The organism is Verrucomicrobium sp. 3C (assembly GCF_000379365.1).
Classification (GTDB): Bacteria; Verrucomicrobiota; Verrucomicrobiia; order Methylacidiphilales; family Methylacidiphilaceae; genus Methylacidimicrobium.
The window spans coordinates 267,603-280,661 of the sequence record NZ_KB901875.1 but is presented as its reverse complement, the minus strand read 5'-3'; the positions used below and the strand labels follow the sequence as shown (position 1 = coordinate 280,661).

General features: G+C 60.8%; 13 protein-coding genes and 2 pseudogenes. 12 read left to right on the top strand and 3 right to left on the bottom strand.

Going from position 1 to position 13,059, the window contains the following annotated elements; all coding sequences use genetic code 11:
• Positions 1–17 precede the first annotated feature (17 nt).
• Positions 18–523, top strand: a pseudogene (locus A37A_RS15165) (IS607 family transposase).
• Entirely contained in the window at positions 516–2,144 is a 1,629-nt protein-coding gene (locus tag A37A_RS0101750; protein WP_026195585.1) for an IS200/IS605 family accessory protein TnpB-related protein, read from the top strand. The pseudogene A37A_RS15165 and the gene A37A_RS0101750 overlap by 8 nt, the downstream one beginning before the upstream one ends.
• Before the next feature lie 34 nt (positions 2,145–2,178).
• Here A37A_RS0101750 and A37A_RS0101745 read toward each other — a convergent pair whose 3' ends face one another.
• Entirely contained in the window at positions 2,179–2,517 is a 339-nt protein-coding gene (locus A37A_RS0101745; protein WP_018289824.1) for a glutaredoxin, read from the bottom strand.
• Between the two features lie 33 nt (positions 2,518–2,550).
• The gene (locus tag A37A_RS15160) at positions 2,551–3,564 is read right to left on the bottom strand and encodes a deoxyribonuclease IV (protein ID WP_018289823.1); all 1,014 of its coding nucleotides are present in this window, start codon (positions 3,562–3,564) and stop codon (positions 2,551–2,553) included.
• 257 nt (positions 3,565–3,821) lie between these two features.
• On the opposite strand from A37A_RS15160, the gene A37A_RS0101735 reads away from it, so the two are divergent.
• The 6 genes from A37A_RS0101735 to A37A_RS0101710 are packed head-to-tail and all read left to right on the top strand — an operon-like array spanning position 3,822 to position 8,361.
• Complete coding sequence (locus A37A_RS0101735) at positions 3,822–4,346, top strand: hypothetical protein (RefSeq protein WP_018289822.1); 525 nt, start codon at positions 3,822–3,824, stop codon at positions 4,344–4,346.
• An 11-nt stretch (positions 4,347–4,357) separates the two neighbouring features.
• On the top strand, positions 4,358–4,627 hold the full coding sequence (gene xseB / locus A37A_RS0101730) for an exodeoxyribonuclease VII small subunit (RefSeq protein ID WP_018289821.1): 270 nt from the start codon (positions 4,358–4,360) through the stop codon (positions 4,625–4,627).
• Between the two features lie 30 nt (positions 4,628–4,657).
• Positions 4,658–6,547: a 1-deoxy-D-xylulose-5-phosphate synthase gene (gene dxs, locus A37A_RS0101725; protein ID WP_020493862.1), complete on the top strand. Its 1,890-nt coding sequence runs from the start codon at positions 4,658–4,660 to the stop codon at positions 6,545–6,547.
• A gap of 57 nt (positions 6,548–6,604) precedes the next feature.
• Complete coding sequence (locus A37A_RS0101720; protein WP_018289819.1) at positions 6,605–7,804, top strand: argininosuccinate synthase; 1,200 nt, start codon at positions 6,605–6,607, stop codon at positions 7,802–7,804.
• Positions 7,805–7,855: 51 nt separating this feature from the next.
• Positions 7,856–8,140 (top strand): DUF4258 domain-containing protein, encoded by a 285-nt coding sequence (locus tag A37A_RS0101715; protein ID WP_020493861.1) that lies wholly within the window; start codon positions 7,856–7,858, stop codon positions 8,138–8,140.
• Positions 8,137–8,361 carry a type II toxin-antitoxin system MqsA family antitoxin gene (locus A37A_RS0101710; protein ID WP_018289817.1) on the top strand — a complete coding sequence of 75 codons (225 nt, stop codon included), beginning with the start codon at positions 8,137–8,139 and terminating at the stop codon, positions 8,359–8,361. Before A37A_RS0101715 ends, A37A_RS0101710 begins: the two co-directional genes overlap by 4 nt.
• 89 nt (positions 8,362–8,450) lie before the next feature.
• Here A37A_RS0101710 and zwf read toward each other — a convergent pair whose 3' ends face one another.
• Complete coding sequence (zwf, locus tag A37A_RS0101705) at positions 8,451–9,959, bottom strand: glucose-6-phosphate dehydrogenase (RefSeq protein ID WP_018289816.1); 1,509 nt, start codon at positions 9,957–9,959, stop codon at positions 8,451–8,453.
• Between the two features lie 514 nt (positions 9,960–10,473).
• Between zwf and A37A_RS21090 the strand changes: the two genes are divergently transcribed.
• From A37A_RS21090 to A37A_RS15145, 4 genes and pseudogenes are all read left to right on the top strand, one after another.
• A complete protein-coding gene (locus A37A_RS21090; RefSeq protein WP_018289815.1) occupies positions 10,474–10,656 on the top strand; it encodes a Druantia anti-phage system protein DruA in 183 nt (60 codons plus the stop codon).
• An 841-nt stretch (positions 10,657–11,497) separates the two neighbouring features.
• A pseudogene (locus A37A_RS21975) lies at positions 11,498–11,602 on the top strand (DDE transposase family protein); the annotation flags it as partial.
• A gap of 82 nt (positions 11,603–11,684) precedes the next feature.
• Positions 11,685–12,371: a dienelactone hydrolase family protein gene (locus tag A37A_RS0101690; protein ID WP_018289813.1), complete on the top strand. Its 687-nt coding sequence runs from the start codon at positions 11,685–11,687 to the stop codon at positions 12,369–12,371.
• A gap of 290 nt (positions 12,372–12,661) precedes the next feature.
• A partial coding sequence (locus tag A37A_RS15145) for a helix-turn-helix domain-containing protein (RefSeq protein ID WP_231363723.1) occupies positions 12,662–13,059 on the top strand: 398 nt, incomplete at its 3' end.

Genomic DNA, 13,059 nt, shown 5'->3' with positions numbered 1-13,059 from the left:
ACAAGACGGCTTGGCGGATGTGGAAGGAGGGACGCTTGCCAGTTCCAGCCGAGCAGTTGCCAACTGGAACGGTGATTGTGCATGCTGAGGCAGCGCAACCGAATGGCGTGGCCCTATACGCACGAGTCTCCAGCGCCGATCAAAAAGCGGATCTGGACCGGCAATTGGCGCGGGTTTTCCGAGTTCGCTCTCAAGCAAACGGTTGCCGATCGTCAAGGCCGTCAAGGAGGTTGGCTCCGGCTTGAACGGCCATCGGAAAGGCATGATTGGGCTACTCCGTGATCCGAAGGTCGGCGTCATCCTGGTCGAGCATCGCGACCGGCTAATGCGCTTCGGCTTCGAGTACGTTGAAGCGGCATTGGCCGCGCAGAGCCGATCGGTCCTGGTGGTGGATCCGGACGAGATGACCGACGATATCGTGCGCGACCTGCATGAGGTCATCGTTTCGATGTGTGCCAGGCTTTACGGGAAGAGGTCCGCGCAGAACCGCGCCAAGAAGGCGCTCGAAGCGATCCATGAGTAAGCTCCCTGTTTTCACCTACCAGACCCGTTTGACGCTGAACCCCGAGCAGGCTTCGTGTCTCGATGCCTATGCGGCGCTCCACGGGCTGGCGCAGCGGACTCTCTTCGCCAAGATGCGGGCGGGCGTTCCCCTGAACGAGCTCAAGCGGTCGTTCCTGCGCCGGTTTGGCATCACCGCCCGGCAGTTCAACGCCATCCGGATCGAGCTTGAAGGCAAGATCGCCTCGATCCAGGAAAGGCGGCACGAGTTGATCGAGGAAGCCAAAGGGTGGATCGAAAGAGCAGAAGAGGCGATTGCCCGGCTGGAGGAGAAGAAGCCGGGCTCAAGCGCCCTGTATCAGAAAAAGCGGCGGCTGGCCATCCTACGGACCAAGCTTGATGCCTTGATCTCCGATCAGGAGTCCGGACAGGTCCGGCTCTGCTTCGGTTCCCGCCGCCTCTTCCGTAAGCAGTTTGCCCTGGAAGAGAACGGATACGCCAGTCATGCCGCTTGGAAGAAGGATTGGCAGTCGGAACGGAGCATCCAGTTCTTCGTGCTCGGGTCGAAGGACGAGACGGCGGGCAACCAGTCCTGCCAAGCCGCAGTCGCCCCGGACGGCAGCCTGCGGCTGCGGTTGCGGCTGTCGGACGGATTGGGAGGCCCGAGCAAACACCTGGTGCTGGAGGGCGTGCGCTTCGNCTACGGACAGGAAGCGATTCTCCAGGCGCTCTCCGCCAGCCGGATCGTGACCGCGCAAACCAAGACGGGGAAGCTTGTCCGCAAGCGGGAGGGATCCGCGGTGAGCTACCGCTTCGTGCGGGACCGGAAGGGGTGGCGGGTGTTTGTAAGCGTCGAGGCGCAACCTGTTGCCCTGGTGACACGCCGCCTTGCCGGAGCGGTCGGCCTCGACATCAACGAGGACCATCTGGCGGTAGCCGAAACGGAGCGCTTCGGCAACCTGGTGAGGATTCGCCGGCTTGGATTGAATCTCTATGGCAAGAGCGAGGAGCAGGCGAAAGCNNNNATCGGCNATGCGTGCCGGGAGATCGTCCGGGCCTGCACCGAATCGGGCAAGCCGCTCGTGATCGAGCGATTGGATCTTTGCAAGAGGAAGGTCGAGCTTGAGTCGGTCGATCCCGTTCGGGCTCGCTCGCTCTCTTCCTTCTCCTACGCCAAGGCGATCTCCATGCTCAAGGCGGCTTCTTTTCGTGCCGGAGTTGACGTGATCGAAGTCGACCCGGCCTACACTTCCGTAATCGGCGCGGTGAACCACGCGCGCCGTCATGGTATCAGCTCTCACCAGGGCGCGGCCTATGCCGTCGCCCGGAGAGGATTGGGTCTATCCGAACGCCCGACCGTGCGGGAGGCCGTCGTGCCGACCCGCAATGGCGGTCATGTCACCTTCGTCCTACCCGTGAGGAATCGGACGAAGCATGTATGGTCGTCCTGGGCAGGCGTTCGGAAGAGGCTCAAAGCGCCGCATGCAGCGCATGCCCGGTCGGGAGGCAATCGACTGCCTCCCGACCCTCTGTCCCCGAAAGCGCGGGCATTGGGCGCTACCCGGGCTTTGCCGGCGGAACCCCGGCACGCGAACCGTCGGCAGCACTGTTCGGCCGGCGTCCTGGACGATCTTCCCTGGTAGAGGAATGATTGTCTATGGTTTTAGGAACGGCCAGCTAGAAATTGACCCGCACGGGAATCTCGCCGTGGTGCTCTCCCGAGCACCCCTGGTCGGTCGGGGCGTCGACCGGGTGATCGCTGGCGTGGACGAGATCCTTGGCGATCAGCCATTTTTCCAACTCCTGCCCGCTGATGTCGGCGAGCAATTCGCCGTTGACTTCGACGCAGGGAGAAAAGGGCTGGCCGCTCTTCTGGATCATCTCTTCCCGGTATTCGGGGACGTTGATGATATCGCGGTCTTCGTAGGGAAGCTGATATTTCCGGAGGATCGCCCGCACCCCTTGGCTCCACCCGCAAGTGGGCTTTAGATAGGCAATGATCTTGGGTTGACTCATGTTATACCCTATAGGTCGGGTAAGCGGGGAAGGCTAGTGCTTTTTTTCCGGTTTTCGAACCTTTTCAGGCCTTCCTTCGGCGAGTTGGGGATGGCTCTGCGAGAGGAAGGGCAGGATCGCACGAAGGTTGCGGCAGTCGGCTTCCATCCCGTCCTCCTTTGGGGTCTCAAGAACCATGGGGAGGCCGGACCAGCGTGGGTCCCCGAGAATCTGGCCAAAGGCCGCGAGGCCCATGGTGTCCCGACCCAGAGGCCCGTGACGGTCCCGCCTTGATCCGAAAGGGGCGAGCGAACCGTTGAGATGAAAAGCCAATACCCGCTCGACAAGAGCCAGCCTTTCCAGTTCCCTCGTGAAATTCTGGTAGCCAGCCCGGGTGGCAATCGGGTAGCCAGCCGCCCAAAGGTGGGCCGTGTCGAGACAGAGGCCGAAATGGCGAGGGTCGGCCAGTTCGTTGAGAACCGAGGCCAGATGGTCGAGTCTCCATCCGATCTGGCTCCCTTGCCCCGCCATCGTCTCCAGGGCAATTCGGATGCTCGGCTCCGGGGAGCCTGCCGGAAAGAGAAGCCGAAGCCGGCCCACGAGACGGGCGAGTGCCGCCTCGGGAGCCTCGCCGCGGGCACCGGCGCCGGGGTGGACGACGAGGAAGGGAAGGCGGAGGCACTCGGCGCGCGTGATCTCGTCCGAAAGCGATTCCAAGGACTGCCCGGCGAGCGGCTCCGAGGGAGAGGCGAGATTGATCAGGTAGCCGGCATGACCGAAGAAGAGGATTCCCGAGGAGGAGGCTGCTCTTTGGAAGGCCGCGGCCTCCTCCGCGCGGATTGCGGGGGCTTTCCATTGCCGGCAGTTCTTCAGGAAGATCTGCGCGGCGGAAAAGCCGCATTGGATGGCGCGTTCGACTGCTCGCCCGACTCCCCCGGAAATCGAGACATGGGCGCCGAGGAGCCGGCCGGCAAGCTCCGAAGAGGAGAGGGGATGGGTGGGAGGCGCCTCGGCCTTCGAGTGAGGAGCCCTCGCTCTCCTTTCCGCCCCTCCGTGGTTTCCCCCCATTCTTCTCTACCAACGCCCGGGAAAAACGATTGTCTTTCTCACGTGCCAGCCGCCATTTCTCACAAATTTCGTAGCCGAGGCGCCGCAATTGCACTTGGATGCGAGGCGCGGTGCCGGTTTTCTCCCGGAGCTGTATGACGACATACTGCAAGGATGGAAAACCAAGCGAGAGCGAAGCAGACAAGCCCATTGTGCAAGCCGCAGGAGAAAGCTTGTGAAAAATGGCGGCTAGGGCAAGATGACAGCCCACAGCGCCTATGGCAACGTGTACTCTCTGGCAGGAAATTCCGGAAGAACTGGTTCACGAAGTGCTTCTATCCGTCCGTGAATCCGACAAGCGGCTCTATCGCGTCGTCGTCGATCTGGCGAGCCGGCGCCTGGGGATCCGGCAGGCGAAGCTCCTGGAAATGCCCAAATGGGAGCGGCATCAGCTCGCGCGCCGTGTCCTTTCCCTGCCGGAAAGCGAGGCGATCTCCTCGCACCTCTTCTCTCGCTGGCTGGTGCATCATCGCGCCCCAATGCTTTGTACCTGGCTCGATACGCTCGGGATCTCCCACGATGGAGAGGGGGTGGTCGAGGAGTTTCCCCAGGAACCACCGGCGGAAAAGCTGCGGGATGCGGTGGAAGGGGTTCTGGCCCGATTTCCGCGCCTGGATGTAGCAATTTACCTCCGTCTTTTCAACGAGATCGAAGATGTGGGATGGAAGGGCCTCCGGGAGATCCTCTCCGCGGATGAGCGGCTGCAGCTCACGAGGCGGGAAGCCTCAGAGACTCGTGGATAGGGCGGCTCACCATGGCAAAGACCGAAACGGAAAAGGGGCCGACCTTCGAGGAGGCCTTTCGGAATCTGCAAGAAATTGTGTCTAGGATGGAAAGCGGCGATCTGGCCCTGGAAGAACTGCTGGAGCGATACGAAGAGGGGATGCGGCTCGTGAAGATTTGTAGTGACAAACTATCCCTGGCAGAACAAAAAATTTCGATTCTGGCGCAAGGAGCCGCAGGAGGAGAGTCGACGGCCAGCGAATTTCGTGGAGGTGGAGCGGACGAAAGCGCGGCCCACTGAGCAGGAGGGGCAAAAAAGGAGAGATGTTCTTTGGCGCGATTACTCGATCAAATTGATTCTCCGGCTGACCTGAAGCGGATTCCTATCGGAGAGTTGCCCCAGCTAGCGGAGGAAATCCGCCAGGAGATGATCGCCATATTGGCGAAAAACGGTGGTCACCTCGGCCCGAATCTCGGAGTGGTCGAGTTGACGATCGCCCTCCATTATGCTTTCCAGACTCCGCAGGATCACTTTCTTTTCGACGTTAGCCACCAGGGTTATGTCCACAAGCTTCTGACCGGGCGGCGCGATCGCTTTACTACGATTCGGCAGCCCGGGGGCCTGTCCGGATTTTTCAGTCGAGAGGAGAGCGAGCACGACTGCTATGGAGCGGGCCATGCTGGCACCGCCCTCTCCGCCGCGCTGGGCATGGCCGTTGGCCGCGACCGCCGTGGGAGCAACGAGAACGTGGTCGCGGTCTGCGGAGATGCAGCGTTCACCTGTGGCATTACTTACGAGGCGCTCAACAATGTCTGTGATCAGACCAAGCGTCTGATCGTTGTCTTGAACGACAACGAATGGTCGATTGATAAGAACGTCGGCGCGATCGCCAGCTACCTGAGCCGGATCGTCAGTCATCCCGCCTACTCTTGGCTCCGGGACCGGGCGGAGGAGTTTTTGATGAAGATCCCCAGCCGTGGGGTCCTCCGGGCTGCGCGAAAAGCGGAGGAGGCGGTCAAGGGCCTGCTTTTGCCGAGCGTGATCTTTGAGGAACTCGGCCTGACCTATTACGGTCCGGTCGACGGCCATGACGTGGCGATGCTGATCTCGATGTTCGAGTTTCTGAAACATCAAGAGCATCCGGTGCTCTTCCACGTCCTAACCCAAAAGGGAAAGGGCTTCGCGCCGGCCATGGAGAAGCAGAAGAAGTTCCATGGGCTGGGCCCCTACCATCCGGTGACCGGGGAGACGCCTGCGAGCTCGGCCGTGACCTGTTCCCAGGTATTCGCCGATACCCTGGTGAAGCTCGCCGATCAAAACCGCAACGTGGTGGCGATCACGGCGGCGATGCCCAACGGAACGGCGCTGGACCGGTTTCAGCCGAAGTTCCCCGACCGGTATTTTGATACGGGAATCGCCGAAGAGCACGCCGTTCTCTTTGCCGCTGGGCTGGCGACCAAGGGATTCAAGCCCTATTGCGCTATCTACTCTACGTTTCTACAGCGCGCCTATGACCAGATCATTCACGACGTCTGCTTGCAGAACCTTCCCGTCGTCTTCTGCATGGACCGAGGAGGACTGTCCGGAGACGATGGGCCGACCCATCACGGTCTCTTCGATATCTCTTACCTGCGATGCGTTCCGAACATCACCCTGCTCCATCCCAAGGACGAAGACGAACTGGCCGATATGCTCTTTACGGCCATGCACCATCCTGGTCCCGTCGCGATTCGGTATCCACGCGGAGCCGGCTCCGGGGTAGCGGTCAAACCGTTTCCAGAGCTGATCCCCATCGGCAGGGCCGAGGTTCTGCAACATGGGAGAGATGTGGCGATCTTTGGGCTGGGTATGATGGTCCCGATGGCCTGCGAGCTTGCCGCGGCTCTCGGCGCCGAGGGAATCTCCGCGGCCGTGATCAATCCGAGAACGGTAAAGCCGCTCGATCGAGGAACGCTCGAGTTCTTCGGCCGAAGCGTCGATGCCATTGTGACCATTGAGGATCACGTGTTGGCCGGCGGTTTTGGGTCCCTCGTGCTCGAAGCCCTTTCCGAGTCGGGGATTGCGGTCCCCGTCGTGCGCATCGGCTGGCCGGACCAGTATATCGAGCACGGCAAGGTGGACCAGTTGAGGAAGAAATACGGCCTGACCGCGGAGGCGGCGCTGGAAAAGCTCCGTCCCCTTCTCAAACGAACACCAAGCTCGTTCGGGGAGATCGCCTAGTCTCGGCCGGCGCAGACTCTTTCCTTGGCAACTCTCCTCACCGTTCGACAGGCTTCCATGAAAATCGTTCTTGCCTATTCGGGAGGGCTCGACACCTCCGTGATTCTCAAGTGGTTGACGAAGCAGTACCAAGCCGAGGTCGTCGCTTATTGCGCCGACGTCGGTCAAGGGGAGGAGCTGACCGGCCTGGAAGAGAAGGCACGCAGGACTGGGGCTTCCCACTGTGTCATCTCCGATCTCCGGGAGGAGTTCGTCCGGGACTATGTCTTTCCCATGCTTCGGGCGGGAGCGCTGTACGAGGATCAGTACCTGCTGGGAACCTCGATCGCGCGCCCGCTGATTGCCAAGAAGCAGGTTGAGATCGCCCAGGAGGTCGGAGCCGACGCCCTCGCTCATGGAGCGACCGGTAAAGGGAACGATCAAGTCCGTTTCGAGCTGGCTTTTGCGGCCTTGGCCCCGGACCTGCGCGTGATTGCTCCCTGGCGGGAGTGGGATCTTGCGGGGAGAGCCGATCTCATCCGCTACGCGGAAGAGCATGGGATCCCGGTTCCGGTCACGACGGCCAAGCCCTACTCGATGGACCGCAACCTTTTTCACATCAGCTACGAGAGCGGGGTTCTGGAAGACCCGTGGCAGCCTCCGCCCGCCGACCTTTTCCGGCTGACGCGGAATCCGGAGGAGGCTCCCGACGAGCCGGAGATCTTGGATCTCGAATTCGAATCCGGAAACTGCGTTGCCGTCAACGGGATGAACCTCTCCCCGGCGGGGATCTTGGGCACGCTCAACTCGATCGGGGGAAGGCACGGAATCGGTCGCGTCGACATCGTCGAAAACCGCTTCGTCGGGATGAAATCGCGTGGCGTCTACGAATGCCCCGGCGGGACGATCCTCCGCTTCGCCCATCGGCAGGTCGAGACCTTGACGCTCGATCGGGAGGTCATGCATCTGCGGGACTCTCTCCTTCCGCGCTACGCCGAACTGGTCTACTACGGGTTCTGGTTTTCCCCGGAGCGGGAGTTCCTCCAAGCGGCCATCGAGCAGAGCCAGCAGGTCGTAACCGGCACGGTCCGGCTGCGGCTCTTCAAGGGGGCTCTGCAAACGCTGGGCCGAAAAAGCCCGCATTCGCTCTACAATCCACAACTAGCGACGATGGAGGCCGATCAGGGTGCCTACGATCCCCGCGATGCCACCGGATTCATCCGCCTGAACTCTCTGCGGCTTCGCACGGCGGCGCGGCGACAGCAGCAGCAAGCTTAACCTGCATATTGAGTGCGGCGCACGAGAAGTGGCGGCTAAAAGGGCTTGGGTATGGACTGTGGCGGTTTTCGCTTCTCGCGCCATGCCATCGAGCGCATGTTCCAGCGTGGTATTGCGGACACTGTGGAAGGCATCGTCAGGGGCGGAGAAGTGATCGCCTCTTATCCGGACGATACACCGCTTCTCAGCATGCTTATCCTGGGATTCGATCAGGGGCAGCCGGTGCATGTGGTGGCGGCGCGGAATGCCGCGAGCAGGCTGTGCCATGTGATCACCGTCGATCGTCCCGATCGCGCTGTCAGGAGCGATGATTTCAGGACACGGAGCCAACCATGAACTGCTTGATCTGCAAGACTGGGGAAACGCGACCTGGAAGAGTCACCGTGACGCTACAGCGCGGCGAGACCACCGTCCTCGTCAAGGACGTTCCGGCGGAGGTCTGCGCAAATTGCGGCGAGTACTATTTGGACCAGACAGCCGCCCGGAAGGTCTATGCGCAGGCCGAGGATGCGGTGAGCCGGCATGCGGAAGTCGAAATCCTCCGCTTTGCCGCCTGAGACGCTGCGTTTTCATGGGATGGCGCGCATCACCGCCACGCTCCGGATACAACGGGTTGACGCCGCGAAGCTCGACACTGGCTAACCCATCATTCCTCGTCTTCCGGGCTCTCGAACCAGCTCTTTCCATCGCGGGCGATCAGGACTTGGGCTGCTTCCGGTCCCCAGCTTCCGGCCGAGTAGTTCGGAAAGTCGGTCGGCGGGTTGGATTCCCAGACTTGCAGGATTGGCTCCACGAGAGACCAGGCTGCTTCGACCTGGTCGGCCCGCATGAAGAGGGTGCTGTCCCCGTGAATGATATCCCGCAGCAGGGTTTCGTAGGCTTCCGGCGATTCGGACTTGAAGGCGTCGGGATAAGAGAAGTGGAGGTCGACCGGAGTGAGCCGGATCGTGGGTCCCGGCCGCTTTGCCTGAAAATTGAGCAGGATGCTCTCTTGAGGCTGGATGTTGAGGATCATCCGATTGGGATGCCACTGGTCGACCGCGTTCGCGGGAAAGGCTTGATGCGGGACCGGACGGAGGCTGATGACCACTTGGGAAACGCGTTGAGGCATCCGCTTTCCCGTCCGCAAGTAGAACGGAACGTCCTGCCATCGCCAGTTGTCGACGAAGACCTTGAGAGCGACGAAGGTTTCCGTCAAGGAATCCGTGGAAACATCGGGCTCGCTCCGGTAGGCCGGCACATGCTTGCCGTGCACCCAACCGGCACCATATTGGCCGCGCACTGCAAGCTGGTGGACCATTTCCGTGGGGAAGGGACGGATGGCATGGAGCACATCGGTCTTCTTGTTGCGGACCTCTTCAGCCGCGAAGGAGACCGGCGGCTCCATCGCAACGATGCACAAGAGCTGGAGTAGGTGGTTCTGGACCATGTCGCGAAGGGCGCCGGCATGCTCGTAATATCCTCCTCGTTGCTCGACGCCGATCGTTTCGGCCACCGTGATCTGGACATAATCGATATAACGGCGATCCCAGATGGGCTCAAACCAGGCGTTTCCGAAGCGGAGCGCCAAGATGTTCTGCACGGTCTCTTTGCCGAGATAATGGTCGATCCGAAAGATCTGCTTTTCGGCGAAGACTTCGCCGAGGGACCGATTCAGCGCCTGGGCGGAGGCGAGATCCCGCCCGAAGGGCTTTTCGACCACGATCCGGCTCCCGGGGGTGTTCTTTCCCAAGCCGACCTTTCCCAGCCCCATGGCGATCGGCTCGATCAGCGTGGGGGAGGTGGCCAGGTAAAAGACGGGATCGGCCGTTCCGCCCCACTGTTGACGGAGTTCATCAATCGCCTTGGCTAAAACGCCGAAGGTGTCCGGATGGCTGAGATCTCCCGAGTGGTATTGCGCAAGGAAGGTCGTAAAGGTCGACCAGGAGGCGTCGTCGATCTTGAGCCGACAGAAGGATTCGACTCCCGCTCGGAGATGGCTCTGGAATTCCTCCTTGGTCATCTCTTTGCGGTCTATGCCGATGATCGCGAACTTTTCGGGGAGGCACCCTTCCGTCGAAAGACAGTAGAGAGCGGGGATGAGCATGCGCCAGGAAAGGTCGCCCGCTGCGCCAAAGATGACAAGGATGGTGGGAGAGAGGGTAGAGCGGTTCATGGCTTGAAGACTTATTAGATTCTGTGGGTTATCTGGGCGATCTGCCCGTCCTGCGGCTGATCCCGACCGCTGGCCGATTCCGCAGGGCTGCGTGAAACATTACGGGAAGGCTTTGCCGGAGTGCAAGCCTCGTCGATCCCAGGGAAGGGCGTTGCGCAGCGTCTTTTTTTATGAACGGGCAAGTGATTCTGCGCCAGGAAGGGAAAGAATGGCTAAACACGAAGCGACTTTTTCGATGCAATAGCCTCGATGAGGCAGCTTTTCCATTTAGGAACAAGCGGGGTAAAAATTGCCGGTTGCGAGCTTCGATTGCCAGTTCTCCCGAAGAAATCGGATGGTTCGATGGGCAGTGGAAGGAACGCCACGATCTGGGAGCGGGGCGATCGGTGGACGACTATTTTACGTCAGGCCATCGTCCAAGACGGGCAGGCGGTGGCGCTGCTGGTTTGGAAGGCCGGCCTGCTACGCGCTCAACGATTGGGATCGGTGGATTGGATGGAGCGCCGTATAGCGGATGGAACGGCTCAAGTTGATCGTACAAAATCGGCGCTTTTTGCTGTTCGCCCCCAAAGGGCAGGCGCCCAATCTGGCCTCCCAAGCTTTGGGAGCGGCCTTGCGGGCGTTGCCGGGGCAGTGGCGGGATCGCTTTGGCTACACTCCGCTTTTGACCGAGAGCTTCACCGATCCGGAGGCGTAGGCGGGGACCTGCTATAAGGCCAGCAACTGGGAAGCGGTAGGCTACAGCCGCCATCGGGCCGATTTTTACCTGCCCAACGACCGGCCCAAGCGGCTCTGGTTGCGTCCTCTTTCGGCGCAAGCGCGGCAAACGTTGCGAGCGGCCCAATTACCCGAAGAGTGCCGCGCCGGTTTGAGCGCGAGGCCCTCGGGAACGCTGCCGGTCAACGTCCAACAAGTCGGATCGTTGCTTGAGGTCTTTTGCAAAGCGCCCGATCCGCGCAAGAAGAACGCCCACTATCCGGTCGGGCCGGTGTTGACCTTGATTGGGCTTGCCGCTCAAGAAGGCCACCGGAGGCTTTCATCCGGTTCCCGGCTACAGTGTCTTCTACCAGGTGCCCACCCGCATGGATCCCGAAGCCTTCGCTTCCAGGCTCACCGACTGGTTGCAAGGACAGAGCGGCACGCTGCCGCAGGCGCTGGCCTTGGACGGCAAAATGATTCGCCATCCCATTGGCCTCCTGACCTTGACTCAACAGGAGGACGACGCCCCGCAAGCAGTCGCGGTCTATGACCAAAAGCGAGGCACGGTCCGATGCGAACAAAACGCGGCGGTGGCGCTGCTGGAAAAGCTGCCGGCCCTGGATTGGCAAAATCATCACCGCCGACCCGTTGCGCTGCCAGCGGCGCCAGGCCCGTCTCATCGTCGAAAAAGAGGACGATTACTTATACGGGATCAAGGGAAACCAGCCTCGCTTGCTCCAAGAGGCGCAAGCCTTGGACGCCTTGCCCGACATCCCCTTTTTACCGAGAACCAAACCGGTCATGGCCGAGTCGAAACCCGCCAACTCCATGCCTTCCCTCTCTCGCTCCTCTCCGAACGTCTCGACGAACAATTCTTCCCGCAGTTCCGCGAACGACTCCTCTCCAGTCCCAAGCAATGTCTGCCCATCCTTGCCGCCGCATGAACTCCAAAACAAAAGACCCTGGGGCGTTGCGGTGGGCAGAGCGGAGAGCTAGCTTCCTAAGGCTGCTTCGGGTTCGCTCTCCATGAAAAGTAAGGAAAGAAGGAAGGAGGAGGTCGAAGTCAGGATCGAGGAGATCCTGTTACTGGGGACGCTGAACGTGCCGCCCGATGCGGGAGGCATTGTTCTCTTTGCGCACGGTAGTGGTTCGAGCCGCTTGAGCCCCCGGAACCAATTCGTTGCCCAAGTCCTGCAGAGAAACGGCTCGGGGACCCTTCTCTTCGACTTGTTGACTCCGGAAGAAGAAGAGGAAGACGAGAGGACCGCCGCACTCCGTTTCGATATCGAGTTCCTCGCCCAGAGGCTCTGGGGCGCCGCCCGCTGGCTCCAAGAGTATCTCGGAGAGCACACGGCGGCGCTCGGCTACTTTGGCTCGAGCACGGGCGGAGGGGCAGCCCTCGTCGCCGCAGCTCGGGAAGGATCGGAGATCGCAGCCGTCGTCTCCCGAGGAGGCCGGCCCGACTTGGCTGGCGCCGCCCTGGCTCGGGTGCGGAGCCCTACCCTGCTGATCGTAGGAGGGGCAGACCACTTTGTGCTCCGCCTCAATCGAGATGCCCTGCAAGAGCTTCGCTGCGAAAAGGAGCTTGCCGTGGTACCCGGAGCAACCCATCTCTTCGAGGAGCCGGGCACCCTGGAGGAAGTCGCCCGCTTGGCTGCCGATTGGTTCCGCCGGCACTGGTCTCAAAATCATCCCACCCCTTCCCAGGAGTAATCCTGCGACGGAATAGGATCGACCATGGGAACGGGCTGCTACCGCGTCGCCGTATCTTGAGGGCACAACGTTGGAAATACGATCTCGGATGCTAGTACATCGCTTCATAATTACGTGACATAACAGTGCAGACTAGTACATCGCTTCATAATTACGTGACATAACAGTGCAGACTAGGTATTATGGCTTTCATTATGGGAGCCATTTTAACTGCATTACCGATTCGTGAAGAGCAGAGAGAAGTGTTAGAAGAGATCGTCCGCAAGAGGAATGCGAAAGCCGGGTTGGTGATGAGAGCACGGATAATTCTGATGGCTGCCGATGGGGTTTCCAGCGCGGCGATTTCCCGGCGGCTCCAGTGCAACGCGCATATCGTGGGCAAATGGCGGCGACGGTTTTCCACGGAGGGGATCGCTGGGCTCAACGATGAGCCGCGGAGCGGACGCCCGGTAACGATAAGCCAATCGCTTACGCGCAAAGTGGTGATGACCGCGTGCAGTAAGCCGCCGAGAGGTTTGAGCCGGTGGAGCATCCGCACGCTGGCGCGAGAGCTGGGTTTGCCCCCAGCTCGGGTCGCGCGCATTCTGCGAGCTTACGATCTGCATCCGCATTGCCTTCGCACCTTCACGTTTAGCCCGGATCCCCAGTTCAAGGAGAAACTCCTCGAAGTGGTCGCTCTCTCTACATG

Bases quoted from the DNA above. Each gene is read 5' to 3' on its own strand.
- A37A_RS0101715 (WP_020493861.1), top strand. From the start codon at position 7,856: ATGGACTGTGGCGGTTTTCGCTTCTCGCGCCATGCCATCGAGCGCATG.
- A37A_RS0101710 (WP_018289817.1), top strand. From the start codon at position 8,137: ATGAACTGCTTGATCTGCAAGACTGGGGAAACGCGACCTGGAAGAGTC.
- xseB (WP_018289821.1), top strand. From the start codon at position 4,358: ATGGCAAAGACCGAAACGGAAAAGGGGCCGACCTTCGAGGAGGCCTTT.
- A37A_RS15160 (WP_018289823.1), bottom strand. From the start codon at position 3,564: ATGGGGGGAAACCACGGAGGGGCGGAAAGGAGAGCGAGGGCTCCTCAC.
- A37A_RS0101720 (WP_018289819.1), top strand. From the start codon at position 6,605: ATGAAAATCGTTCTTGCCTATTCGGGAGGGCTCGACACCTCCGTGATT.
- A37A_RS0101690 (WP_018289813.1), top strand. From the start codon at position 11,685: ATGAAAAGTAAGGAAAGAAGGAAGGAGGAGGTCGAAGTCAGGATCGAG.
- A37A_RS21090 (WP_018289815.1), top strand. From the start codon at position 10,474: ATGGAACGGCTCAAGTTGATCGTACAAAATCGGCGCTTTTTGCTGTTC.
- A37A_RS0101735 (WP_018289822.1), top strand. From the start codon at position 3,822: ATGGCAACGTGTACTCTCTGGCAGGAAATTCCGGAAGAACTGGTTCAC.
- A37A_RS0101745 (WP_018289824.1), bottom strand. From the start codon at position 2,517: ATGAGTCAACCCAAGATCATTGCCTATCTAAAGCCCACTTGCGGGTGG.
- zwf (WP_018289816.1), bottom strand. From the start codon at position 9,959: ATGAACCGCTCTACCCTCTCTCCCACCATCCTTGTCATCTTTGGCGCA.